The organism is Pseudomonas moraviensis (genome assembly GCF_900105805.1).
GTDB lineage: Bacteria > Pseudomonadota > Gammaproteobacteria > Pseudomonadales > Pseudomonadaceae > Aquipseudomonas > Aquipseudomonas moraviensis_A.
In genome coordinates this window covers 1,993,131-2,016,461 of sequence record NZ_LT629788.1, presented here as the reverse complement: position 1 = coordinate 2,016,461, position 23,331 = coordinate 1,993,131, and the positions used below count along the sequence as shown (strand labels likewise).

The window sequence follows — 23,331 nt, the reverse complement described above, 5'->3', positions numbered from 1 at the left end:
TCGTCCCTAACGTGAGTTGGCGGCGTTGTTACGTACCCACCGCCAGCAGCGGCGCCGGTTGCGGGCGGTAGCCCCATGGGTTGCTGGTCTGCCAGCGCCAGCTGTCGATGAGCATTTGTGTCAGCTCGCGTTGCGCGCGCCAGCCCAGTTCGCGCCCGGCCTTGCTTGCATCGGCGCGGCATTCGGCGACATCACCGGCGCGGCGCGGGGCGAAGCGGTAGGGGATGCGCAGACCGGTGACGTCTTCGAAGGCGCTGATGATCTGCAACACGCTGTAGCCGGTGCCGCTGCCGAGATTCCAAACGTGCAGGCCATGCTCGTCGCCCTGCAAAACCTCCAGCGCTTTGAGATGACCAGCAGCCAGATCCAGCACATGGATGTAATCGCGAATACAGGTGCCGTCGACGGTCGGATAGTCGTTGCCATAAACGGTCAACGCCGCGCGCTGGCCGCTGGCAACCTCGGTCAGGCACGGCAGCAGGTTGTTCGGCCGACCGTTGGGCGCCTCGCCGATCAGCCCGCTCTCGTGCGCGCCTATCGGGTTGAAGTAGCGCAGCACGGCAATGTTCCAGCGCGCGTCGGCGACGGCGAGGTCGCTGAGCAATTCTTCGATCACCAGCTTCGAGCGTCCGTAAGGATTGGCCGGTTTGCCGGTGCCATGCGATTCCACGATCGGCATCACGGTCGACTCTCCGTAGACAGTGGCCGATGAACTGAACACCAGATTGAACACGTGGGCGCGGGCCATCGCCTGACACAGGTTCAGCGTGCCGACCACGTTGTTGGCGTAGTAATCCATCGGCCGACGCATGCTTTGCGCAACCGCTTTGAGACCGGCGAAATGCAGCACCGCGTCGATCGCGTAGGTGCTGAAAATCTCCTCCAGCAACGCCGCGTCGCGGATATCGCCTTCGATGAAATCGATGTGCGAATGACTCAACAGCTCGAGCCGTGTGATGGCCTCGCGGCTGCTGTTGCACAGGTTGTCGAGGATCAGAACCGAGTGTCCGGACTCGATCAACTGCAATGCCGTGTGCGAACCGATGTAGCCGGCACCGCCCGTGATCAACGTGGTTTTGCGCATGACGACGTGCTCCATTGCGAGGAAATCCGGCTCAGCGGGCGGTGAACACCAACTTGAATTCTTGCGGCCAGCGCGGGTGCAGCAGGCTGTAGGCCAAGGCGTAGGTCAGCGTGCCGATGGCGATGTCGCCCGCCAGGTGCGCATAACCGGACAGGCCGGTCTGCCGCGACAGCCACATCACCACCACGACCATCACGACAGAGGCAAGCAGGCTGCGGTAACTGGACTGGAAGAAGCTGCGCCAGTCGTAACCGATGGCGGCGTGCAGGCCGCGCACCTGCAATGGCGTGATCAGCAGCATGCGCAGCAGCAATGCCAGCGCCGCCGCCATGCCGCCGTAGCTTGCCCCGAGCAGATACACCAGCGCCAGCGCGAGCAGGGTGGTGGCGACTTCGGCCTTGAGCGTCAGATGTGTGCGATTGACCGCCACCAGCGCAGTGGTCGCATACAGCGCCAGATTGCCCAGCGCCGCCGTGCCGGCGAGCACTTGCAACAAGGGAATCGCGTCGGCCCATTTCGCGCCGAAGATCAGCAGGATGATGTCTTCGGCGGTCAGGGCGATGCCGAAAAACAGCGGGGTCAGCACGAAGCCGCTGATTGCCGTGGAATCGCCGATGACGCCGATCAGCCGCGCCGGTTCGGCACTGCGCCGGGCGAACACCGGCAGGGCGTAGCTCATCAAGCCGTTGTAGATCGCCGAGCGCGGCAGGTCGATGATGCGCATCGCCAGGTTGAACATGCCCACCGCGTGCGCCCCGGCAGTCAGGCCGAGAATCAGGTTGACGCCGCGTTGCAGGGTTTGCGAACTCATGACATTGACGCAGACCGGAAGTCCGGCGCGCAGCAGTTCGCCCAGCACCTGGCGGTCGATCAGCAAGGGAATGCGCCGACGCTCGCTGCGCATCAGCACCAGCGTGGAAATGCCGTCCATGATCAGCGCCTGCGCGACCACCGCCCACGGGCCGAAACCCAGCAGCGCAACAGCCACGCCGCCAACCCCGCCAGCGACTTTGCCGAGCAAGGTGCGCGAGGCCAGCAGCTTGAAATTGCCGCTACGGCGCATCTGTGCCACATACACCCGGGCCATCAGGGTGAAGAGGATTTTCACCGAGGCCACGGCGGTCATCCAGCGCAACGCGGTGGACGGCGTATACAGCACCACCGCCAACGAGATCAACGCAATCGACAACAGACTGACCAGCACCGCAAACCAGAACACGCTGCTGATGTGTTTGTCTTCCATCCGCTGCAGGCGCACCAGCGGGTCTTCGAGCATCGACGAGAACAGAATGCCCACCATTTCGACCACGGCGATGATCAGCGTGCCGATGCCCAGCTCGGTCGGCGTCAGCAAATGCGCGTAGACGACAAAGGTAATCATCGACAGGAAAATCAGGCCGAACTTCTCGGTGAAAATCCATACGAGGGTCATCAGGCGACGGTTGGCCATGGCGCGATCCCCGACACTCAGCGGCTGTTGCCCAGGCTTTTCAAGCAGGCGTAGAGGTAGCGCAGGGTCGGTTTGCCCTGGGAGAAAAACAGCGTCTGCCACGAATGCCCGAGCATCTGCCGGAACACCTCGATGACCCGTGGGTGATCGCCGCGCCGGGAAAACGCATTGAGAAACTCCGCGTGATTGGCGAGGACGAAATAGATCCGCTGCTGCTTGTTCAGCCGGGTGCCGTAGCGTGCCAGGTACAGCTGAATGAAGCGCAGCTTGTGCGGGTAATACTTGTGCGGTTGCGCGGTGATGTTGGCGGCGTTGACCGCGCGCCAGTGCAGGATCTGCGGCACGCTGTGGATCTCGCTGATTTCCGCGATGCGCGTCCACAGCAGACGATCCTCGGCGAAGCGCAGGCTCTGATCAAAGCCGCCAATGGCGACGATGATTTCGCGCAGGGCGAGTACGCCGGAGGTGCCGTTGATGATGTTTTCGCGCATGAAATCGGCAAAGTGGTCACCGTGTTTGCAGCGGTCCTCCAACTGGCGTTTGCCGTCACTGAATTCGCTCATCTGAAAACAATCGATCAGACCGACCTTGCGCCCCTGTTGGCGCAGTTCGGCGTGCAGGGTCAGTTGTTTTTGCAGTTTCTCGGGATGCCAGCGGTCATCGGCATCGAGGAAGGCGATGAAGGTTTCCTCGGCACTGAACACGCCGCGATTGCGCGCACTGGCCGGGCCTTGGTTGGGCTGCTGCAACAGCACGATGGGAAAGGGCGCGGCGTACTGCTTGACGATCTCTGGCCCGGCATCGCTGGAACCGTCATCGACGACGATGACTTTGTCCGGCAGGCGGGTTTGTGCACTCACCGAATCCAGCGTGCGTTGGATGCTGGCGGCGGCGTTGTACAGCGGAATCACCACGCACACGGTGACGGCCGAGGGATCATTCAGCATGGGCGTTGCTCCCTGAAAGTGGTGCGTATCGGCCGAGCGCTGGCGACTGGCAGCGGCTGCGTACGGGCGACGAGGTGGTGGCGGAAGGTCAGGCTGAGCACGCAGAAAATCAGGAACTCGCCCGAGCGATAGTTGGGGATCACATAGGCGACGTAATTGGTGACCACAAACAGGCCGATGATCACCAGCGCACAGGCCTGATAGCGCGCCGACTGATCCGCCGTGATCGCCCGATAACGCTTGCTCAGCGTCTGGGCAAACATCAGCAGCAGAGCAATCAGCTGAATCAGGCCGCCGTTGAGCAGGGTTTCGACGTAGCCGCTGTGGGCATTGCCGATGTAGCCCCAGCGGGTAATGAACGCATCGGCATCTGCGCTGGCCCAGAACGCGCCGAAGCCGTAGCCCTTGAGAAATTGCGCATCGATCAGCGGCTGCAACAGCTCCCAGATCAACGTGCGGTCAGTGAGTGACGGGTCGCGGCCGACCAGTTCCAGCAGCATGGCGTAGTTGGCGTAAAGCACCCCACACAAGAGGAAGAACACCAGCGTCGCGGCGGTGAAGGCCAGCAGGGAGCGGTTGATGCGCAAGCGGATCAGCGTGATGAAGTAGGCGTAACTGGCGGTGCCGGCGACGATCAGCGCAATCGCCGTGGCCGACTGCGCCAGGCCAATGGCGATGAGCGCGAACAGCCCGTAGAGGATTGCCAGCGGGTTGCGTTGGCGGATCATCGGCAGCAGCAACAGGATCGCAATCGCGTTCAGGCGTGCGCCAGCGTTCTTTTCCGCGAACACGCCGCGAAAGGCACCGTCACGGATGCCACCGGAAATGAAGGCGATGTCCGGGCGAATCACGGCGAAGATCAACCCGACCAGCGCCGCCGCACCGATCACGCAACCGAACAGAAAAGCGATCCGCTCGATGCTGTAGCGCCAGGCGATGAAACCGGCGAAGAACACTACGCTGAGCAGCGCGACGAAACGCTTGAAGCTGAGCATCGGCTCGCTCGACCAACTGATCGACGCCGCCACGCAGCCGAGGAACACCAGCAAAAACAGGTTCTGCCGGTAGAAGCTCTTGCTGAGAAAAACCTTGTGGCGGATGAAAAAGAACAGCGGCACCAGCAAGGTCAGCAAGCCGCAGACCTGATTGGCCAGATTGCCTTCCAGATCCTGCTGCGCATCGTCCAGCGTGCTGACATTGCCCAGGCGCAGAAAGAAGCCGATCACTTGCGTATAGAACAGCACGCCAAACAAGGTGAAGGCGTCGGCCAGCGTCGAATAACGCACTTGCAGGCGGTTCATCTCAGCGCCTCCCGAGTAACGCCTTGAGGTAGGTCTGCACCGCGCGAGCGCTGACAAAACGCGAGGCAGCATCGATGCGACGCTGGCGATGCAGGGCGCGCGGCGCGGACATTTGTGCGCTGATCGCGGCGGCGAGAGCGTTCGGGTCGTCGACCTCGACCAAGGGCGCGACGGCGCCGTCGGCGAGAATTTCCTGCGGGCCATACGGGCAGCGCGTCGCCACTACCGGCGTGCCGGTCGACAAGGCTTCGACCAAGGCATTGGGGCTGCCCTCGAAACGCGACGACAAGACAAAGCAATCTGCCCGAGCGATCTCGGCGATTGGATCACTGGCGTAACCCGGCAGATCGCAACGCTGTGCAACGCCGAGCGCTGTCGCTTGGGCCAGCAGTTCGCCGCGCAGGGCGCCTTCGCCGAAGATGATCAGCCGCGCATCGCCTCGCGGCAGGCGGGCGAAGGCGTCGATCAGGGAGTCGAACCCTTTTTGCTGCGCCAGCCGACCCACGGCGACGATCACCGGGGTGGTTTTGTCCTTGAGCCAGGGATGGCTGGGCGCGGCGGCAGGTTTTTCGCGAAAATCGTTGTCGAGCACCGGGTTGTCGGCGGTGGTCACATCGCGCGGACGGGCGATGGTGGTGTCGACCAGATCTTCGGCAACGCCTTGCGACACGCAGATCACCGGGTTGGGAATCAGCCGGTATAGCCACGGCGCCAGCCAGTAGGCGAGCTTCACCGACAGGGCCGGGTTGACGTGCTTGTCCCGCGAGAATGCATTGCGCTCGCTGACATGCAGCCGCGCCAAAGTCCCGGACAGCACAGCCGCGGCAATCGCCACGACGTTGACGTGGGTGAGGGCGGCCAGTTGCGCGTCGTATTGATTGCTGCGCAAAAAACGCGTCAGCGCCGGCACCGCCGCTGCGCTGCGCGGACTGTCGAGCAGCACTTGCCTGACCCGTGGGTCGAGCGCCGGTTGATTGATGCCGGCACCGGTGAGCATCAGCAACGTGACTTCGTTGCCGGCTTCAACCAAGGCACCGGCGAGGCGCACCATCATTTTTTCAGCGCCGCCGGCGCCGAGGTCCTGGAGGATGATCAGCAGTTTTTTCATCGGTTCCACACCTGGTAATAAGCCTGAGCGGCGTACTGGCTGGTATAGGGCTGGATCGCTTCGCTGACCGAGCGTCGGGCCGGTGTCGCGGGTTCGCGGCTGGCCAGACTGTCGAGCAGCGCCTCGGCCAGGGCCGGCACATCGTTGACCTTGACCAAGCGCCCGAGGCGTCCGTCGTCGAGCAACTCCCGCGGCCCGCTGCCGCAATCGCTGGAAATCACCGCCGTGCCCAGCGCCAGCGCCTCGACCAGCACCGTCGGCAAACCTTCGTGCAATGAGCTGAGCACCAACACCTGCGCATGGCGAATCAGCGGATAGGGATTGCGCAGATGCCCGGTGAAATGCACCAGACGTTCGATGCCCAGTCGTTGCGCCTGCGCTTCGAGCTCCGCGCGCAACGGGCCGTCGCCGGCAATCACCAGATAGGGCAGCGTGCGCTGTTGCGCTGCCAGCGCATAGGCTTCGAGCAACAGATCGAAGCCCTTGGTTTCCACCAGTCGGCCGATCCCCAGCCAGTAATGATGGGGCACACCACCGGGCAACGGCGCTTGTGCCGCATGCAACAGTTGCTCGCTGATCACCGCGTTCGGGCAATAACGGATGCGCGGCTGGCCCCAGGGCATCAACCCGGCAAGCGACTGGCGCAAACCTTGGGACACCGCGACCACCTTGCCGCTGCCGCACAGATACAGCGCGTACAACAGGCGCAGGCTGGCGCGCCCGGTGTTCTGCTCGGCGCAATCCAGTGCAGCGTGGCGGGTGTAGATGACTTGGCACGGACTGCCCAAGGTGGCGAACCAGGTGCAGAGATTGGCCTGCTCCTTGGCGCCGATCAGATGCGTCACGCCTTCGCGAAGAATCAAGCGGCGCAGCAGCACGATCGATTTCAGCCAGCCAACGAGGCCGCCGCCACCACCGGCAAGGCTTGGCGCGCCGTCGACGTTGGGCGAGTCGCCGTTCATGACGAAAAAACTCACCCGCCGGCCGTCCGCCAGGAACTGCTCGGCGAGGCGTTGCTGCACGCACTCGACGCCGCCGCCAGTCTGGTAATCCTTGAGCGTGAACAGAATATGCATCGGCACAATCCTCATGGGGCGGTGACATTGATCGCCACTTGCTGGCGCAGAATCAGTTCGGTCAGGCGCAGGGCATTGCTCGGGTAGTCGAGCAGGTAACGCTTGATCGTGTGCGGCTCGCGGTACATGCGGTAGAAGGCGCGCAGGTGCAGGCGGTTGATGGCGTCGGGGTAGTAGCGCTCGCTGGCATTCGCCTCCTGACGAATGAAACCGCCGCAGGTGAATGCCACGCCGCTGAAGCCACCGCGCAACGCATCGAGGACAAAGCGCTCCTGCAGCCCGGCGCCGAGGCCGACCAGCAGCAGGTTGGTCCGCTGCCGACGGATGTCAGCCTGCAGCGCCGCGCCTTGCTCGGCGTCGAAGTAACCGTTGTGCGCGCCAACCAGCTGCAGGCGCGGGTACTGCGTGCCGAGCTTCTCCACGAAACGATCAAGCTCCGCCTGCCGCGCGCCGACTACGTAGACGCGTTTGCCGCGTTGCTCGGACTCGCGCAACACCGGATCGGCAATCGAGGTGAAATCGAAACTGACCCGCTCCACCGCGCGCCCGGTAATGCGCGACATGAACCCGGACATCAGCATGCCGTCGCAGAAATACGCCAGCGACGGCGGCGGTTGGCGGATGAAACTGCCGATCGAGGCGAAGTTGAGAAAGGAGAACGCCCGGTTCGATTCCAGCAGCGCCGGCGAATAACGATCCAGCAATTCCAGGCGGATCATGACGCGAGATCCTGTGCTTCGGCGGCGCAGGTCGGCCGGCCCATGCTGATGTAGGTGAAGCCGCGCGCGCTGAGGCGTTGCGGATCGAACAGGTTGCGGCCATCGAAGATCAGCGGGTTTTTCAGCTGGCGGGCGAGCAATTCGAAGTCCGGCGCGCGAAACGATTGCCACTCGGTGACGATCACCAGCGCGTCGGCATTTTTCAGCGCCGCCTCTTTGGTGCCGGCCAGGGTCAGGTCGTCCCGCGGGCCGTAAAGCTGCTGCGCCTGCTCCATGGCTTTCGGGTCGAACGCCTGCACGCTGGCGCCAGCACGCCACAAGGCCTCCATCAACACGCGGCTGGGGGCTTCGCGCATGTCGTCGGTGTTGGGCTTGAAACTCAGGCCCCAGAGGGCAAAGGTTTTGCCTTCAAGGGCACCGTTGAAGTGATCGGCAATCTTGTGGAACAGCGTGCTTTTCTGCTCATTGTTGCGCGACTCCACCGCCCTGAGCAGGCGCGCATCGATGTCGACGCCGTGGGCGGCATGGATCAGCGCACGCACATCCTTGGGAAAACACGAACCGCCGTAACCGATGCCGGGATAGATGAACTGGTAGCCGATGCGCGGATCCGAACCGATGCCGTGGCGGACCATTTCGATGTCGGCGCCAAGCTTTTCGGCAAGCCCGGCCATCTCGTTCATGAAGCTGATCTTGGTCGCCAGCATGCAGTTGGCGGCGTACTTGGTCAGCTCGGCGCTGCGCACGTCCATGACGATGATTTTTTCGCGGTTGCGATTGAACGGTTCGTACAGCTCGCGCATCACCGCTTCGGCGCGGGGGCTGTCGGTGCCGATGATGATTCGGTCCGGGCGCATGCAGTCGTCGACCGCGCAGCCTTCCTTGAGGAATTCCGGGTTGGACACCACATCGAAGGTCAGTGCAGCGCGTCCGCTTTCGCCGAGGATGGCGTTGATGCACTCGCGCACCCGATCCGCCGTACCCACCGGGACCGTGGATTTGTCGACGATGATCTGCTCGCCGCGCAGGTGCTCGCCGATGGTACGGGCGACGCTCAGCACATGTTTGAGATCCGCCGAACCGTCCTCGTCCGGTGGGGTACCAACGGCGATCAACAACACGTCGCCGTGCTTTACCGCAGCGGCCAGATCATTGCCGAATTGCAGGCGACCGCTGTGATGGTTTTCCCGCACCAGGCTTTTCAGCCCCGGTTCGTAAATGGGCAGGCTGCCGTCGTTCAAGGCCTGCACCTTGGCCGCGTCGACATCCACACACAGCACGTTGTGGCCGACCTCGGCCAGCGCGGCGCCCTGGACCAGTCCGACATAACCGATACCGAATACACTCACATTCATGGGAAAACCTCATGCGCGGTGGGGTGGGCCAGAGCGCTGGCCGCTGTCAGTAGATGTTTTTCGAGAACAGGGTGAAGGGCGTCTTCAGCAGGATCTTGATGTCCAGCCACAGCGACCATTGATTGATGTAATTGAGGTCCTGGGCGACCCGGCGCTGCATCTTCTCCACGGTCTCGGTTTCGCCGCGGTGCCCGGTGATCTGCGCCAGACCGGTGATGCCAGGCTTGAGCCGATGCCGCGCCATGTAGGCGCGCACCTTGCCGGTGTAATAGATGTTGTGGGTGACGGCGTGCGGGCGCGGCCCGACCAGCGCCATGTGCCCGAACAGCACGTTGAACAGTTGCGGCAGTTCGTCGATGGAGCTGCGCCGCAGAAAGCGTCCCAGCGGCGTGACGCGGTCATCGTCGCGGGTGGCCTGACGCACTTGTTGATCGTCGTGCACGCGCATCGAGCGAAACTTCCACACGCGGATCACTTCGCCGTCGCAGCCATGGCGGTTCTGCTTGAACAGCACGGGCCCCGGCGACGTCAGCTTGACCGCGATGGCCACGCCGAGCAGCAGCGGGCTGAGCAGAATCAGCGCCACCGCTGCGACGCTGCGTTCGAACAGGTCCTTGCAGAACAGGCTGCCGGGGTGCGAGGTGAGCAGGCTTTCGTTGAGGTAGATCGCCGGCATCCGCTCGATCTCGGAGATCGAATGATTGAGCAACACCATGCTGCCCAGATCCGGAATCCACACCACGTCGACGTTCATGTCGAGCAGGTTGATGTAAAACGCTTCGATGGTCGCCGCCTCGGCCATCGGCAGCACGATGTACACCCGCCGCGCCTGCAAGCGGGTGATGATCTCGCGGATGTCTTCGACCTCGCCGAGCAGCGGCAGAATGCTTGGCGCCGGGCCGCTGTCGGCTTTCGCCGCGACGAAACCGAGCAGCAGCGCGCGATCCGGGTCGAGGAGTTTGCGCGCCAGCTCATGGGCGGTCGGGCAGGTGCCGATGATCACCGCGCGGCGCTCGTTGCAGATCATCTTGGTGTACATGCGCACGAACAGATGCAGCGGCAGAAACGTCGCCGCCTGAGCAAGAAAACCCACCACCGCCCAGACAATCACCACCTGCCGGGAAAACAACGCGCTGGTCTGGGTGACGAAGGCGATGCTCATCAGCAGCCCGAGCAGAATCAGCCAGCCGGCGAGCAAGCGTCCGAGCCCGACCAGCAGGCCATGACGTTTGTGATAGACCTGGACGAGGCTGTAGACCGGCATCGAGCCGAGCACGGTGAGGATGATCAGCAGCCGGTATTCACTGGGCAAGGCGCCGATGCGCCAGTGCACCAGCACCATCAGCAACAGGTTCACCAGGGTCATTGCGCACAACCATTGCCCCCAGAAAGTGAGGCCGCGACGCTGTGCCATTTGCGCGGAATATTGCGAGGTCATCGGCACGATCTCCGATTCATCGAACAGGGAAGGGATGGCTGCTGCCGGGCGGCACGGCCCGGAGGATCAGCGCGGGGCGAAGTCGTAGTCGTAGAAGGAACGGGAATGGCCATGGCCGTACTTGCGCGCCTTGCGCAGATCGACCTGATTGAGCACCACGCCGAATACGGGCGCCTGGCTCTGCTGCAACACGGCAATGCTTTTGCGCACCTGGCCGACCGGCGTGCTCTGCGCCTTGACCACGTAGATCACCGCGTCGGAATGCTGCGCCAGCAACAGCGCGTCGCTGACGATTTCCGCTGGCGGCGAATCGATGATGATGTGCCGGTAGCGCGACTTGAGAATGTGCAACAACCGGCCGAGGCGTGGCGAACTGAGCAAATCCTGCGCGGGGGCCACGGCGTTGCTCGAACTGCTCGAGGCTTTCAGTCGTGGTGCGTCGAACGGATCCAGCATCGACGGTGCCAGGCAGCCGGCCGGAAGCATGTCGAGATTGCCGACGCTGCGAATGCAGTCTTCCAGCCGCGCGGTGCCGGCCATGAGGTTGGCGAGGCCGGGGCTCTCTGGCGGGAAATCGAAGTTCAGCGACAGCGTCGGCTGCCGCATGTCGGCATCGATCAGCAGCACCCGTTCCAGCGGCGCCAGCGACGAAGCGAGGTTGTTGGCGATGGTGCTCTTGCCTTCGCCGGACACCGAGGACGTGACCAGCACCACCTGCGCCGGGCGCTCGTTGTTTTGCAGCATCAGCCAGGTGCGCAGGTTGCGGATGGTTTCGCAGAAGCGCGGGTGATCGTTGTCTTCGAACAGCCGCGCCAATTGTCGACGGCTCTTCTTCATCACCAGCGGCACCACGCTGAGCAACGGCACATTGAGCAGGCTCTCGACGGTGTCGTCGGTCTTGAAGGTGTTGCTCAGCGTATCGAAGAGGAAGGCGAGGGCGACGCCAACCACCGCAGCCACCAGCGCAACGATCGCAAGAATCAGGTTCTTGCGCGGTTTGCTGGCTTCCAGCGGCGCGATCGCCGGGTCGACGATGCGCGCCTTGGCCGAATCCATATCCGAGGTGGCGGCGGTTTCCTTGAGACGAGTGACGAAGGTTTCATACAGCGCGCGGGTGCTGTCGACTTCACGCTGGAATTCGCGCAGCTGGAATTCCTTGCGCGAAATGTCCTGAATCTGCGCCTTGTTGCTGTTGAAGGATTTGCGCAACGCGTCCTCGCTGGCCACCGCCAGTTGATATTGGCGTTCGATGCCGGCGACCACTTGCTGCACCTGCAGACGCAGGCTGTTGGCCGCCGTGCGTTGTTCGGAACGGGCGGATATCAGTGTCGGGTGCTTGGGCCCGTAGCGGCCCGACAACTCCTCGACCTTGGCCTGGGCCTTGGCCAGGTCGGCCTGGAACTGCTGAATCAGCGGGTTGCTCAGCACCGCCGGCACACTCGACAAGCGACTGATGTCGCCGTTGCTCAAGGACTGCGCCTGACGGAACTGGCTCTCCGCTTCGGCGCGATCGCGGCGTGCATCGATCATGCGGTTGCCGGTCATTTGCAGTTCGTTGGCACTGATCGTCGCGACACCGTCGACATCGACCAGACCCTGTTCTTCGCGATACCCCTGCAACTTGTTTTCGGCTACGCGCAGGTTGTCGCGCAACTCGACCAGGCGGGTGTTCATCCAGCTGGTGTTGTTTTGCGAAGACTTGAGGCTGGTGTCCTGCTGGCTGTCGATGAAGCCTTGGGCAAGGGCATTGGCCACCGCCGCAGCGAGGGCCGGGTCGGGCAGTTCGACGTCGATTTCCAGCAACTGGCTCTTGCCGACAAACTTGACGCTGGTGTGCAGCATCAGGTTTTGCGTGACGTCGTTGAATACCTGTTCTTCCGTTGCTGGCGGCTTCGGTGGCGGCAGCAGATCCAGCCATGGCAGCCATTGGTCGCGGTTGAGATCGGCCAGCCATTGGCGCGGGGTGAACCAGCTCTGCGCCTGCTGGCGCGGATCGGTGATCGGATTCGTAGTCAGGCCGAGTTTGCGCACGGCGCGCTCGGCCAGTTCCCGCGATTGCAGCAGGGCTTGCTGGGTCTGCAGGTAATCGGTGGTGGTGGCGCCTCCGGCTTCAGCGGCTTGCTGAAAACTCATGACGGGCGGCGTCTTGTCCTTGATCAGCAACGTCGCACTGCCGACGTACTGCGGCGTGATGAACGACAGCGCCGCCACGGCCAGCGCGCAACTGAGCAGCACCAGCCAGGCGATGTTCCACTTCGCTGACCAGATCACGCGCCACAGGTGCAGCAGATCAAGGGTGTCCGATTCATCGGCCGCTTGCGTTTGCGAGTGGCTCTGAAGCGGACGTTCGAGGTAGGTGCTTGGGCTGTTGTCCATGATCAGAAAAAGCCTTGTGCAATGGAAATGGTGTCGCCGGGGGCGATGACGGTGGTGCGCGAGATGTTTTCAGTGACCGGCGGGCCGCCGCTGCCGCGCAGGATCGTCACGCGTTTCATTGAGGCGCGTTCGGTGAGGCCGCCACCCAGCGCAATGGCTTTTTCCAGGGTCAGGCCGGGCTGGAACGGATAGCTGCCGGGCTTTTGCACTTCGCCATTGATGTAGAACGGGCGGTATTCGATCTGGCTGAGGCTGACTTTCGGATCGACCAGATAGCCTTGCTTGAGGCCGTCGACGATCTTCTGTTCGACCTGATTGGGCGTCAGGCCCTTGGCGACGATTTCGCCGAGAAACGGGTAGGAGAAGGTGCCGGCGTCGTTCAGGCGGATCTTCTTGAAGCTCAGTTCCGGCTCGCCGAACACCGTGATGCGCAAGACATCGCCGGCAGCAAGGCGGTAATCGGCGTTGCTGTCCGCCGCCTCGACCGTGGGCACTGTCCAGAGCAGCAACAACAGTAAAATCAGGCGCGAGTGCATGGCCCAACCCTCCTACAGACTGACGTCGAAAGTGATCTGGAAGACGTTGCGGGTGAAGCTTTCGTTGTCGGCATCGGAGTCGTTGTCGCGGTGCCGATAGGCGAGTTCGACGTCCAGCCAGCGGCGCATTTCGTAAATCACGCCGAGTTTGTAATCCTGCAGATCGTCGCTGCGGTCCTGGCCTTCGTAGACGTAATGGCCCATGCCGACTTCGGCAACGCTGGTGATGCGTTCGGTCCAGCCGTGGCGCCAGCCGACCTGAGTGAAGGTGGCCTTCACCGCGTCGGAGCCGTCGTCGCCTTCGGCCATGGCCTGGCGGGCGAGGAAGGTAAACGTCGAGTAGGTGCGCGGTTTCCACGCCAGATCCACTTGCCAGGTCGGGTTGCTCAGATCGTCGGAGCCGCTCTGGTCGAAGTTCTTGCGCTCGTAGCCGACGCGCAATTTGCCGGTGGTTTTTGCGGTCATGTCCCATTCGGCCCCGGCCAGCACCGCATCGGAGCGACTGCTGCGCGGGCTGTTCGATTGCAGGTAGTCGAAGCGCGTGTGGTCGTATTCGAGCAGGCTGCGGGTCTTGCTGCCGAGGCGGTGATACCAGGTGGTGGTGAGGTTGCTGGTGTTGCGCTCCTTGTCATCGTTGATGCCATCGGCGTTGTCATAGCGCAGTTGGGCGTAGCTGGCGCCGAGGTCGATCTGGTTCAGCGCGCTGCGCGCACCGAAGGTGTAGACGCCGCCGACGCGCTTGCTTTCGATCTTGTCGTTGATGCCGTCGACGGCGGTCGAGGTGGTGCGCTCGTATTTGCGCGCCTCGGCTTCGAGTTTCAGCCGATGCCGGTCGGTGAACTCCATGATGCTGTCGGCGCGCAGACGCTGGGCGGTGTTCGAAGCGTCCGAGGCGCTGTGATAGATGTAGCGGGTCGGCTCCCAGATCACCCGCGTAGCGCTGTTGCGATCCTCGGCCTTGAGCTCGAAGGCCGGCGCCAGGCGGGTGACCATGGTTGACTCGACGTCATGTTCGACTTCACGAAAGTTGTCGTCGTAGCTTTCCGACAAGGCGAAGGTCGGGGTGAAATCGAAGCCGTAGACATTGATCGCTTGCGGCTCAACGCTCCAGGCAGCTTCGGGTGCGCAGCAGGCGACGACTAAAACCAGGGAACAGCGAGGCTTCAGAGCCATGGATCACGCTCCTGATAGAGGGGGTCGGTGTCAGGGCGAAGCGGATCCGGACTATTGTCGCTGGCGTTCGAGGTAACTCAGCGGGACGCTTACGTGTTGTTGGCGGTTGAGGAAATTGAGCAGGATCATCACGCGCTCATCGCCCTGCATGGACAGGAACACACCTTCGAGCGGGGACAGTGGACCCTGGACGATCTGCAAAGGTTCGCCAGGCTTGAGCGTCGGCTCGGCGGGAAAGCCGATCGACTCTTGGCTGCGTTCACGCAATTGTGCGATCACGTCTTCATCGACCCGGGCCGGCACATGGTTGAATTCGACGATGCGACTGACGCCGCGGGTCGAGCGAATCGGCGCCCAATTATCGTCACGGCTCAACTGAATGAACACGTAGCCGGGGAACAGCGATTCCAGGATTCGTTGGCGTTTGCCACGAATACTGCGCTCGCTCATCAGCTGCGGCCGAAAGGTCGAATAGTTCTGTTGCTGCAGATTGAGTTGTGCCCGTTCATCCTGGCGGGGCTTGCACTGCAATAAATACCAGTTAGAACCGTTGCGGCAAACCGTTAGCATGCTGGAGTACTCCATACATAGCGATCGTTTAAGCAAGGCGGCCGATAACGTGGGACGAGCCGTCATGCTTGCTAGTAGGTAGTAGGCTGATCAAGGCAAAGTGCCGAGCCAGATGCATCAATGTTTATTGGCAGAAGAAGTGTTTCAAAAATGAATCAACTTAGGTGGGTTATTGTTATATCGGTGGCCGTCTTGGATATAACGATCCGGCGACTTTTGTTTAGGCAAAGCTACCGCACGGTTCGCAGTTGCGACCTTCAGGATCCAATTACATAAGTAGCCAGAGAGCGGGAAAGTGCGCATCAGCGCGAGCTCATCGGGCAGGGATTAGTTATCGGCCAGTCTTTGCAAGCTGTCAATTAATAACAGTCAAAAAGACTGCCTTTCATCCGCTGATGATGGCCGTGTTTTGCAAGTCATTGATTCGTAAGGGTGAAATCTATTCGTCGGATTTTTTAAACTTTTCCGAGTTATTGAAGTCGTCGCGATTAGATGGCGGCTGTGATAGCAAATTAGTTTCAATCTTACATCTTTCACTGCGCAAAAAGTGCGGTCATTAAATGCCTTGCGTCGGATGTCGCTGGCTTCAGCAACTTGGCTCGTCTATGAATAGTTGCCGCCAGACTGTTGTGATATGTCCGGCAATGCGCATCCCTTGAAAGTCGAGCTGGTAAATCGGGGTAATCATGAGCGTTCTGGTAACGGGGGCAGCAGGGTTTATCGGTTATCACACGGCCATGCGTTTAAGTCGCGAGGGGTTTTCGGTCGTTGGCATCGATAATCTGAATCCTTACTACGACGTCAAACTCAAACAGGCGCGGTTGCACAGATTGCAAACGCTGACCAATTTCACTTTCCACCGGCTGGACATCGTCGACCAGGCAGCATTGACCGCGCTGTTCGTGGAGGGCCGATTCAAACAGGTCATTCACCTCGCCGCGCAGGCCGGAGTCCGCTACTCCCTCGACAATCCCGACGCCTACGCGCAATCGAATCTGGTCGGCTTTCTCAACGTCCTCGAAGCCTGCCGGCATCATCCGCCGGCCCACTTGATCTACGCCTCCAGCAGCTCGGTCTATGGTGCCAACATCCGGATGCCGTTTCGCGAAGACGATCAGGTCGATCAGCCGGTTTCGCTGTACGCCGCGACTAAACGCGCCAACGAACTGCTCGCGCACAGCTACTGCCATCTCTACGGATTACAGGCTACCGGCCTGCGCTTTTTCACCGTGTACGGCCCGTGGGGTCGACCGGACATGGCGCTGTTCAAATTCACCGAGGCGATGCTGCAAGGGCGCGCCATCGACCTCTATAACCAAGGCGAAATGGCGCGGGATTTCACCTATATCGACGACATCGTCGAAGCGATTTTCCGCTTGCTCGACAAACCGCCCGCGCTCAGCGACGAGCGCGGCACCAACCGCCTGTTCAATATCGGCCGGGGCAGTCCGGTCGCGCTGATGAGCTTCGTCGAATGCCTGGAGCAGGCATTGGGCATCAAGGCGCAACGTCGCTATTTGCCGATGCAGGAGGGCGATGTGCTGAAAACCTGGGCCGACGTGTCGGCGCTGGCACGCTGCATCGACTTCAGCCCGCAGGTGCCGATCGAGCAGGGCGTGCAGGCGTTCGTGCAGTGGTATCGAGAGTTCTATCAGGTCTGATTCAGTGCAGGGTGACGGCCCTGCGACTTTCCCCGATGCGGATCCGGTCAAGAGCGCGATTCAGCGCATCCAGTGCATCGAGCAGCGCCTTGGCCTCGGCTTCACGCCCGTCGCCCCACAGGCGCTCGGCCATTTTGTTCAAGGCCAGAATCGCACGCTCGATGTCGGCTGCGCTCGCGGTTTTGTCAGGGGCTGGTGGTTTTTTCGGCATTCAGGGTTCCTCGGCGGACGGCAAACCACCATACCGCCAAGGCGCCGAGCAATACAGCCAGAAGTGCCCCCGATCAGCCGCGGATGCTGTCTGATCAGCGATTAGCCCCAATCAACCCCGTCTCGATAAACCGCACCGAACTCTCCAGCGCCTGGTGCCCCTCGGCCAGTATGGCCGCGTAGAAATGCCAGGCGTGAAACATACCAGGCCACACTTCAAGATTGACCCGGACGCGGTTGTCCGCCAGGTGACTGGCCAGACGCATGGCGTCACTGAGCATCAGTTCGTTTTCGCCGATCTGCACAAGAATCGGTGGCAACCCGGTGACGTCGGCGAACACCGGCGAGGCCAGCGGATGGTTGGCCAAGGTGTCGCCGAGAAAGGCTCGCGCGAGGATGTCCAGCACTGGCTTGGAGTTCAGCGGATCAAGGCCTTCACGATTGCTCATGGAGGCTCCGGTGTGTTCGAGGTTGGCCCATGGCGAGATGGACGAACCCACTGCGGGCAAGGGCAAGCCTTTGGATTTTGCCGCGACCATCACGCTGACCACCATCGCGCCACCCGCCGACTCGCCTGCGAAGGCAATCTTGCTGGCGGCGATGTTCTGCTCAAGCAACCACTCGTAGGCGCGCAAAGTGTCATCGATGGGGGCGGGGAATTGATGCTCCGGTGCGAGGCGGTAATCCGGCATGTACACCCGCGCGCCAAGCATTTTCGCGTAGTTGCCGCCGATGCCGTGGTAGCCGTCCGGTCGACCGACGATGTAGGCACCGCCGTGGATGTACATCAGCACCGCGTCGGTCTTGAGCTCATCTGGAGTCACCAGCGTAGCGGACACGCCGCCCATGTTGATTGCTTCAAACCTCACGCCAGCCGGCGGCTGATTCTGCCCGAGCATTTTTGCGTAGGCATCGCGGATGTCGCTCATCTTTGTGGTGGTATCGGTGCCCTTGAGCACGGGTACCAGATCGCTGAGGCTGTTGGCCCAGGTTTGCACGGCTGCTTTTACTTCAGTGTTCATATGACCTCGATCAGGCGTTAGTGATGGCTTAACTAATCGAGATGTTATGCTCATGATTAGGGAATAGGGTTCCCTATAACCGGTGCCAACCCGCCTGAATGCCAAACCCGGAGGCCTCATGGAACTGCATAACCTGAACGACATCGCCGCCTTCGTCGCCTCGGTGGATACCGGAAGTTTTACGGCGGCGGCCAGGCAACTCGGGCTGACCCGCTCGGCCGTCGGTAAATCGATCGTGCGCCTCGAATCGCGTCTGCAGGTGCGCCTGCTTAACCGCACAACCCGCAGCCTGAGCCTGACCGACGATGGTCGGGTGCTGTATGAGCGATGTGTGGGCATCTTGCAGGATCTGGACGAGGTCGAAGAGGCTTTGGCGTTCCGCCGTACGACGCCCAGCGGCCGCTTGCGCATGAGCCTGCCGGTAGCACTGGGCCGGCTGCACGTTGTGCAGCACATCGAGCGCTGCTTGAGAGACTGGCCGTCGCTCGCCATCGACGCGACGTTTTCCGATCGGCTGGTCGACCTGATCGACGAGGGTTTCGATCTGGCGATTCGCATCGGTCCGCCCAAGGAAGACTCCGGGCTACTCACGCGCACGGTGGCTTACCAGCAAATGATCACCTGTGCCTCGCCCAGATATCTGCATGAGCATCAGGCACCGCAGACACCTGAAGATCTTGCCGGGCATGCGTGCCTGCATTTCGTCAGCGGCGGCCGATTGCTCCCGTGGAATTTTCGCGTCAATGGTCAGCCTGTGCCTGTCATTCATGCCGGACGGCTGCAGATGGACAGCGCCGAAGCCTTGCATCAGGCGACTGCCGCAGGCCTCGGTATCGCGACGTTGCCATCCTATGTGGTCAACGATGACTTGCGCAGTGGCAAGCTCGTGCAGTTGCTCGCAGATTACGCCGAGGCTGCCGAGCCTATCCGGGTTATTTACCCGAGCAAGCGACACCTGTCGCCGAAGATTCGGCTGTTCATCGACAGGCTGGTGGAAGCGTGGTCGCCGGCGCCTTGGGAATGATTGCCGGTCTTTGCAGCTGTTTTGCAAATTCCGACGGTATTGATGACGGCAATGTCCAAACCGCGCGCATTAAAAACGCCCTGAATCATCAGGGCTGAGTTTTGGCTGAGGGGCATAGAGTGACAAGCTAGCGGTCGATCTACTTCGCGCTCGAAGAGCAGGCCAACCGGTATTGCTCGTAGTTCAAACCTTCAACCTTTTCCGGCAGCTTGTATGGCACGGGGCAGCTTTTGCCCTGCCACTTGATGGTGATGACACCGTGGTCTTTGGTCACCAGCGCCAGGGCTTTGCCCGTCGGATCGGACAATGCCAGTTGCTTGCCGTCGCTATCCAACAGCACGGCGCCGAATGGAATTGCCTGTCCGTTGGCGTCGTACAGCTCAAACTGGACGCGTCTGCCTTTGCTACCTTCGAAGCGTGCGAGAACCACCGAACCGCGTCTTGGCACCAGTTGCTGAGTGGCATTGTCCAGCTCGATCTCACCACCCAGGTTACGCGTGTCCAGCGTCACCCAGTTCACGCGATACGGTTGCGCGTTAGGCAAAACCGCGTAGCCGTTCAGGCCGGTTTTCACGCCTGAATAGCTGCTGACTTCTACGCCCGACATGCCGGGCACTTCCACCAGGCCGAACGTTTCGCCGACGGTCTGGCCCATATTGATGCCGCCTGCATGGGCCACCAGCGATCCGGCTGCACTCAGGTTCTGTGATTCATAGCCATTGCCTCGGCTGTAACCCAAGCTCAGGTCGCCCATCGATGTGCGGGTACTCAGGCTCAGCGAGCCAGAACGATCGCCCTGGACACTGCGCCCGGTCTGCACCGAGTAGTAGGTGTCGCTGTCCTCGGTCAGATAACCGTTGATCCCGGCTTGGGTGTTGGTTCCTGTATTTTGATGGTTGCTGGAAATGTAGGCACGCGGTGCGCGAGGCGTCGATCCGAGCGGGAAGGAAATCGAAACGCTCAGTTGTGTGTCGTTGTTGGTCTCACCGCGCGCGCCGAATTCCTGGGTTTTGCTCAGGCTGATGTTGTAGTTCAGGTCGCGCCAGTTGTTGTTGTAACCGGCGGAAAAGCTCCGCGAGCCGCCGCGATCCCAATAGCGCTGGTCACTGGCGTTCAAGTACAGCGAGCCGAACTGACGTGCTTCGCCCAAGGTCTGGTTGACCGTAAAATCGGTGCGGGTTTTGGAATTACCCAGGCGTCGGGTTGCGCCGGCGCTGGTGTCCTGCACATGGTCGGTCAGCGTGCGGTAACCCTCGGTCGAATAACGATAGGCGGCGAGGGTGAAGCTGGTATCGGTGCCGGTGAAGGTCTTTGCATAGAGCGCGCGTATGCTGCTGCCCTGGGTGGTTTTGCCAAAGGCCTTGCTGGACGATTGCGTGACGTCCAGGGACATCGCGCCAATCGAGGTATTCTTCGCCGCGCCGAATGAGAGCGCCTTGAAACCATTGCTGGCCTGAAGGCCGGCAATGCCTGTCAGGTTGCTGGTCAAGCCATAGGCGAACGTGCCGCTGAGGAAGGCCGGCTTGTCGTAGCCCTCGCTGTTGTTATTGAATTTGCCGCTCGACAGGCTGTACTTCAACTGTCCCTCACGCACCATCGTCGGCAGGGCGGAGAATGCCTGGCGGGTGACCTTGCGCCGTCCATCCGCTTCAACAATGGTGATCTCCAGATCGCCGTTGGAGCCCGATGGATAGATATCACTGATCTCGAACGGGCCCGGCGGCACGTTGGTGGTGTAGAGAATGTAGTTATCCTGGCGGACCTCGATCGTTGCATTGGTTTCAGCCACGCCACGAATGATCGGCGCATAGCCGCGCTCACTGTCTGCGCGCATGCCCTCATCAGAGGCCACTTTGACGCCTTGATAGCGCACGCTGTCGAACAGATCCGAATCGGAAAAGATTTCACCCGCACTCAGTTGCCCCTTGATCGCCGTGAGGTCGCGCTGGATGAAGGTACGGTTGCTGACGAACCGATTGGGCCGGCCGGTGGCGCTGCTCAGGTTGGACTCGTTGCGCAAACGCCAGGCGCCCAGGTTTATGCCATTGCGCAGCCCGAGGTTATTGGAGATTTGCGTCGAGTAATCGGTTTTGCTGCGGGTGCTGCTCAACTGATAGTTGATGAAGCCGGCGGCCACGCCTTCGTCCCAAAGCTCAGGATCGACATAACCACGCATGCCACGAGCCATCGCCACCTGCGGCACGCTGATATTGAGGCGCAGGCGGTTGGCGTCAAAACTGAGACTGGCTTGCTCGATCATCGCGGGCAGGTCGTAGTGATCGGCAGGGTGTTGCTCGTCAACCAGACCTTGCTCACGCAGTTTGCGCATGTCCACACCCAGCTGCTGTAACAGTTCCAGGGTGATGCGCGGTTCGACTTTGCCGTTGACCGGGTTGGCCGCAAAATCAACGTCGCGTCGACCGACCAGCGTGCCGTTGCTGTAAACGTCAACGCGATATTGGCCCGGCAGTACGCTGTTGGCATTCAACAAGGGTTGCAGATCGACCGCCGATGAGCCTTCAAGGAACAGCGTGTTGAAAGATTCACTCGCCACTGCGGCCGGGGCTTCGGCACCCACGGCAAATCCACAAATGGCCATGTTGATTGCAAAGCACAATGGATGCAGGCAGCCCAACGCCGTTTTGTTTTTCTGACGCGCAACGTGATGCTTAACACAACTTGGAGATGTGTGGTGTTGGGAGGAAAACATGCAATTTGCCTTATCAGTCCGTGTTGCTTCAACCGGAGTCCGGAACTTGTGAATAGCTTGTAAGTTGGCAGGGTAGGGCGGGGAAGTTACTGCGCGGAGGCATCTTTCACGCGCTCGGCATGACTTTCGGTGGCGCTCAGTGGTGCGTCAAATCTTTGTTGTGCGCCGTAGTCGTTAATGGCTGAAAAACTCAAGCGCGAAGAGCCGGCTGGCAACTCTTTCAGATTGAACGAACGGACTTCGCCGGGAACGATCATTGTCGAATCAATTACCAGCTCCGCTTTTTTTCCAGCAGCGATTTTCAGATCTGCCAGCGATACGTGGTAATTGCTCTGGTTTTTTACTTGCAGCATCGACTTGCCAGCCTGTGTAACCAACTGCCATGCAAGTTGCTCCGGCGCCTTTGCGGCGTCACCGGCGAGTCCGTCCGGGCGGAAGAAAACCTTGATGCGCTGACGCACCGCCAGTTGCAGCGTATTGACATCGGCAGCACTGGCCTGGGGGATTTCCTGCACGTTCAGCCACACCACTGACTCTTTGTCCGCAGGCATGCCGCGGCCCTCATAAAGTATCCTCAGCAGTTGCTGTTGATTGGGCTCGAGTTTGGCCAGCGGTGGGGTCACCGCGAAAGGCGGCGCGCTGCCAGCGGCGTCGCCGGCATCCAGCCACGATTGCGCCAGAATGGTTTGCCCGCCATTGCGCACGGTGACGTTCGCTTCTTTGTGCGCGCCATCGAAAATGATCCGGGTGGAACTCAAGGAAATGCTGGCGAATGCCGAGTGCGTCATCAACACTCCGGCAAGTCCCAGGCAAAGCGGAAAATAGCGACTTAACATAGTGTTCACCGATTAATTCAGGCTGGGAAGGACAGGGCACAGCGGCCCCGTCCAGGTATTGCGCGCTGCTTATTCGTATTCGAGAACGAACGGCAGAGTGGCGTTACCGGTACCTGCAGTAGCAGCGGTCTTGTCGCCGGTGGTGACGTAAGCAGCTGCGAACGACAGGGTGCCGTCGCCGCCAGTGGTGCCGTCGCCAGTCAGGCTGGTCTGCACTTTGGCGGTGGCTTCGGAGCTCAGATCGATCAACTGGCCATTGCTGTCCAGCAGCGCGATACCGACGCCTTTGGCCGCATCGGTACCTTGCAGCTTGAGCACCTTCTTGCCATCAACCAGGCCCGAACCGCCGTTTACGGTTGGTTTGAACAGCATCGAAACCTTGGTGCCGGCGTTGCAGTTCACTTTCAGGTTGAAATCGTTGGCAGCCACACGACCGGCGCCCGGGGCAGAGTCGGTGCCCATGTCCTTGATCGAAACGCTGCCCATGTCCACGGCAATCATCTTGTCGTTACCCGAAGCGCCGTCTACCGAGCAGGCGTCGTTATTGATAACGCCGGTGAAGCTGATTTGACCGCTGCCGCCCTTGACAGCTTTGGCGGCTTCTTCTTCAGCCACTGCGCCAGTGGAGGCAGCCAGTACGGAAAGAGTGAGTACTGCGAAAGCGAACTTTTTCATGTTTATATCCGAAGTTATTGTGAAGTGCTGCATTGAAATGCCAGGCCATCTTAGGTCTGT

Annotated in this window: 20 protein-coding genes; 2 read left to right on the top strand and 18 right to left on the bottom strand. The window is 61.1% G+C overall.

What is annotated here, in order from left to right; genetic code table 11:
- Positions 1 to 28: 28 nt before the first annotated feature.
- The 13 genes from galE to rfaH form a co-directional block, all read right to left on the bottom strand.
- Positions 29 to 1,084, bottom strand: coding sequence for a UDP-glucose 4-epimerase GalE (gene galE, locus BLU71_RS09210; RefSeq protein ID WP_083354319.1), 1,056 nt, complete (start codon positions 1,082 to 1,084; stop codon positions 29 to 31).
- A 31-nt stretch (positions 1,085 to 1,115) separates the two neighbouring features.
- Positions 1,116 to 2,534, bottom strand: coding sequence for an oligosaccharide flippase family protein (locus tag BLU71_RS09205; RefSeq protein WP_065617235.1), 1,419 nt, complete (start codon positions 2,532 to 2,534; stop codon positions 1,116 to 1,118).
- Between the two features lie 17 nt (positions 2,535 to 2,551).
- On the bottom strand, positions 2,552 to 3,481 hold the full coding sequence (locus tag BLU71_RS09200) for a glycosyltransferase family 2 protein (protein WP_083352879.1): 930 nt from the start codon (positions 3,479 to 3,481) through the stop codon (positions 2,552 to 2,554).
- Positions 3,475 to 4,782, bottom strand: coding sequence for an O-antigen ligase family protein (locus tag BLU71_RS09195; RefSeq protein WP_083352878.1), 1,308 nt, complete (start codon positions 4,780 to 4,782; stop codon positions 3,475 to 3,477). The genes BLU71_RS09200 and BLU71_RS09195 overlap by 7 nt, the downstream gene beginning before the upstream one ends.
- A gap of 1 nt (position 4,783) precedes the next feature.
- Positions 4,784 to 5,890: a glycosyltransferase gene (locus BLU71_RS09190; RefSeq protein ID WP_083352877.1), complete on the bottom strand. Its 1,107-nt coding sequence runs from the start codon at positions 5,888 to 5,890 to the stop codon at positions 4,784 to 4,786.
- A complete protein-coding gene (locus BLU71_RS09185) occupies positions 5,887 to 6,966 on the bottom strand; it encodes a glycosyltransferase (RefSeq protein ID WP_083352876.1) in 1,080 nt (359 codons plus the stop codon). The genes BLU71_RS09190 and BLU71_RS09185 overlap by 4 nt, the downstream gene beginning before the upstream one ends.
- Positions 6,967 to 6,977: 11 nt before the next feature.
- Positions 6,978 to 7,685 carry a WecB/TagA/CpsF family glycosyltransferase gene (locus BLU71_RS09180; protein WP_065617238.1) on the bottom strand — a complete coding sequence of 236 codons (708 nt, stop codon included), beginning with the start codon at positions 7,683 to 7,685 and terminating at the stop codon, positions 6,978 to 6,980.
- On the bottom strand, positions 7,682 to 9,040 hold the full coding sequence (locus BLU71_RS09175; RefSeq protein WP_083352875.1) for a UDP-glucose dehydrogenase family protein: 1,359 nt from the start codon (positions 9,038 to 9,040) through the stop codon (positions 7,682 to 7,684). The genes BLU71_RS09180 and BLU71_RS09175 overlap by 4 nt, the downstream gene beginning before the upstream one ends.
- A 46-nt stretch (positions 9,041 to 9,086) precedes the next feature.
- Positions 9,087 to 10,478 carry an undecaprenyl-phosphate glucose phosphotransferase gene (locus BLU71_RS09170; protein WP_083352874.1) on the bottom strand — a complete coding sequence of 464 codons (1,392 nt, stop codon included), beginning with the start codon at positions 10,476 to 10,478 and terminating at the stop codon, positions 9,087 to 9,089.
- A 66-nt stretch (positions 10,479 to 10,544) separates the two neighbouring features.
- A complete protein-coding gene (locus BLU71_RS09165; protein WP_083352873.1) occupies positions 10,545 to 12,854 on the bottom strand; it encodes a GumC family protein in 2,310 nt (769 codons plus the stop codon).
- A 2-nt stretch (positions 12,855 to 12,856) separates the two neighbouring features.
- A complete protein-coding gene (locus BLU71_RS09160; RefSeq protein ID WP_042609790.1) occupies positions 12,857 to 13,390 on the bottom strand; it encodes a polysaccharide biosynthesis/export family protein in 534 nt (177 codons plus the stop codon).
- A 12-nt stretch (positions 13,391 to 13,402) separates the two neighbouring features.
- Positions 13,403 to 14,563 carry an outer membrane beta-barrel protein gene (locus BLU71_RS09155; protein WP_083352872.1) on the bottom strand — a complete coding sequence of 387 codons (1,161 nt, stop codon included), beginning with the start codon at positions 14,561 to 14,563 and terminating at the stop codon, positions 13,403 to 13,405.
- Positions 14,564 to 14,614: 51 nt separating this feature from the next.
- Positions 14,615 to 15,133 carry a transcription/translation regulatory transformer protein RfaH gene (rfaH, locus tag BLU71_RS09150; RefSeq protein ID WP_083352871.1) on the bottom strand — a complete coding sequence of 173 codons (519 nt, stop codon included), beginning with the start codon at positions 15,131 to 15,133 and terminating at the stop codon, positions 14,615 to 14,617.
- 686 nt (positions 15,134 to 15,819) lie between these two features.
- Here rfaH and BLU71_RS09145 point away from each other — a divergent pair.
- Positions 15,820 to 16,794, top strand: a complete 975-nt coding sequence (locus BLU71_RS09145) for an NAD-dependent epimerase (RefSeq protein WP_083352870.1) — start codon at positions 15,820 to 15,822, stop codon at positions 16,792 to 16,794.
- A gap of 1 nt (position 16,795) precedes the next feature.
- Here the strand turns inward: BLU71_RS09145 and BLU71_RS09140 are convergent, their stop codons facing one another.
- Together BLU71_RS09140 and BLU71_RS09135 are read right to left on the bottom strand one after the other, a co-directional pair.
- On the bottom strand, positions 16,796 to 17,005 hold the full coding sequence (locus tag BLU71_RS09140) for a hypothetical protein (RefSeq protein ID WP_083352869.1): 210 nt from the start codon (positions 17,003 to 17,005) through the stop codon (positions 16,796 to 16,798).
- 94 nt (positions 17,006 to 17,099) lie between these two features.
- Positions 17,100 to 18,026 carry an alpha/beta hydrolase gene (locus BLU71_RS09135; protein ID WP_065617243.1) on the bottom strand — a complete coding sequence of 309 codons (927 nt, stop codon included), beginning with the start codon at positions 18,024 to 18,026 and terminating at the stop codon, positions 17,100 to 17,102.
- 118 nt (positions 18,027 to 18,144) lie between these two features.
- Between BLU71_RS09135 and BLU71_RS09130 the strand changes: the two genes are divergently transcribed.
- The gene (locus BLU71_RS09130; RefSeq protein WP_083352868.1) at positions 18,145 to 19,050 is read left to right on the top strand and encodes a LysR family transcriptional regulator; all 906 of its coding nucleotides are present in this window, start codon (positions 18,145 to 18,147) and stop codon (positions 19,048 to 19,050) included.
- 139 nt (positions 19,051 to 19,189) lie between these two features.
- Here the strand turns inward: BLU71_RS09130 and BLU71_RS09125 are convergent, their stop codons facing one another.
- From BLU71_RS09125 to BLU71_RS09115, 3 genes are all read right to left on the bottom strand, one after another.
- Positions 19,190 to 21,649, bottom strand: coding sequence for a fimbria/pilus outer membrane usher protein (locus BLU71_RS09125; protein ID WP_231982499.1), 2,460 nt, complete (start codon positions 21,647 to 21,649; stop codon positions 19,190 to 19,192).
- Between the two features lie 197 nt (positions 21,650 to 21,846).
- Positions 21,847 to 22,596 (bottom strand): molecular chaperone, encoded by a 750-nt coding sequence (locus BLU71_RS09120; RefSeq protein ID WP_064361721.1) that lies wholly within the window; start codon positions 22,594 to 22,596, stop codon positions 21,847 to 21,849.
- A gap of 69 nt (positions 22,597 to 22,665) precedes the next feature.
- Entirely contained in the window at positions 22,666 to 23,271 is a 606-nt protein-coding gene (locus BLU71_RS09115) for a fimbrial protein (protein WP_083352866.1), read from the bottom strand.
- Between the last annotated feature and the right edge of the window lie 60 nt (positions 23,272 to 23,331).

Bases quoted from the DNA above. Each gene is read 5' to 3' on its own strand.
- BLU71_RS09115 (WP_083352866.1), bottom strand. From the start codon at position 23,271: ATGAAAAAGTTCGCTTTCGCAGTACTCACTCTTTCCGTACTGGCTGCC.
- BLU71_RS09185 (WP_083352876.1), bottom strand. From the start codon at position 6,966: ATGCATATTCTGTTCACGCTCAAGGATTACCAGACTGGCGGCGGCGTC.
- BLU71_RS09175 (WP_083352875.1), bottom strand. From the start codon at position 9,040: ATGAATGTGAGTGTATTCGGTATCGGTTATGTCGGACTGGTCCAGGGC.
- galE (WP_083354319.1), bottom strand. From the start codon at position 1,084: ATGCGCAAAACCACGTTGATCACGGGCGGTGCCGGCTACATCGGTTCG.
- BLU71_RS09160 (WP_042609790.1), bottom strand. From the start codon at position 13,390: ATGCACTCGCGCCTGATTTTACTGTTGTTGCTGCTCTGGACAGTGCCC.
- BLU71_RS09190 (WP_083352877.1), bottom strand. From the start codon at position 5,890: ATGAAAAAACTGCTGATCATCCTCCAGGACCTCGGCGCCGGCGGCGCT.
- BLU71_RS09145 (WP_083352870.1), top strand. From the start codon at position 15,820: ATGAGCGTTCTGGTAACGGGGGCAGCAGGGTTTATCGGTTATCACACG.
- BLU71_RS09195 (WP_083352878.1), bottom strand. From the start codon at position 4,782: ATGAACCGCCTGCAAGTGCGTTATTCGACGCTGGCCGACGCCTTCACC.
- BLU71_RS09155 (WP_083352872.1), bottom strand. From the start codon at position 14,563: ATGGCTCTGAAGCCTCGCTGTTCCCTGGTTTTAGTCGTCGCCTGCTGC.
- BLU71_RS09125 (WP_231982499.1), bottom strand. From the start codon at position 21,649: ATGGCCATTTGTGGATTTGCCGTGGGTGCCGAAGCCCCGGCCGCAGTG.
- BLU71_RS09130 (WP_083352868.1), top strand. From the start codon at position 18,145: ATGGAACTGCATAACCTGAACGACATCGCCGCCTTCGTCGCCTCGGTG.
- rfaH (WP_083352871.1), bottom strand. From the start codon at position 15,133: ATGCTAACGGTTTGCCGCAACGGTTCTAACTGGTATTTATTGCAGTGC.
- BLU71_RS09140 (WP_083352869.1), bottom strand. From the start codon at position 17,005: ATGCCGAAAAAACCACCAGCCCCTGACAAAACCGCGAGCGCAGCCGAC.
- BLU71_RS09120 (WP_064361721.1), bottom strand. From the start codon at position 22,596: ATGTTAAGTCGCTATTTTCCGCTTTGCCTGGGACTTGCCGGAGTGTTG.
- BLU71_RS09170 (WP_083352874.1), bottom strand. From the start codon at position 10,478: ATGACCTCGCAATATTCCGCGCAAATGGCACAGCGTCGCGGCCTCACT.
- BLU71_RS09135 (WP_065617243.1), bottom strand. From the start codon at position 18,026: ATGAACACTGAAGTAAAAGCAGCCGTGCAAACCTGGGCCAACAGCCTC.
- BLU71_RS09165 (WP_083352873.1), bottom strand. From the start codon at position 12,854: ATGGACAACAGCCCAAGCACCTACCTCGAACGTCCGCTTCAGAGCCAC.
- BLU71_RS09200 (WP_083352879.1), bottom strand. From the start codon at position 3,481: ATGCTGAATGATCCCTCGGCCGTCACCGTGTGCGTGGTGATTCCGCTG.
- BLU71_RS09180 (WP_065617238.1), bottom strand. From the start codon at position 7,685: ATGATCCGCCTGGAATTGCTGGATCGTTATTCGCCGGCGCTGCTGGAA.
- BLU71_RS09205 (WP_065617235.1), bottom strand. From the start codon at position 2,534: ATGGCCAACCGTCGCCTGATGACCCTCGTATGGATTTTCACCGAGAAG.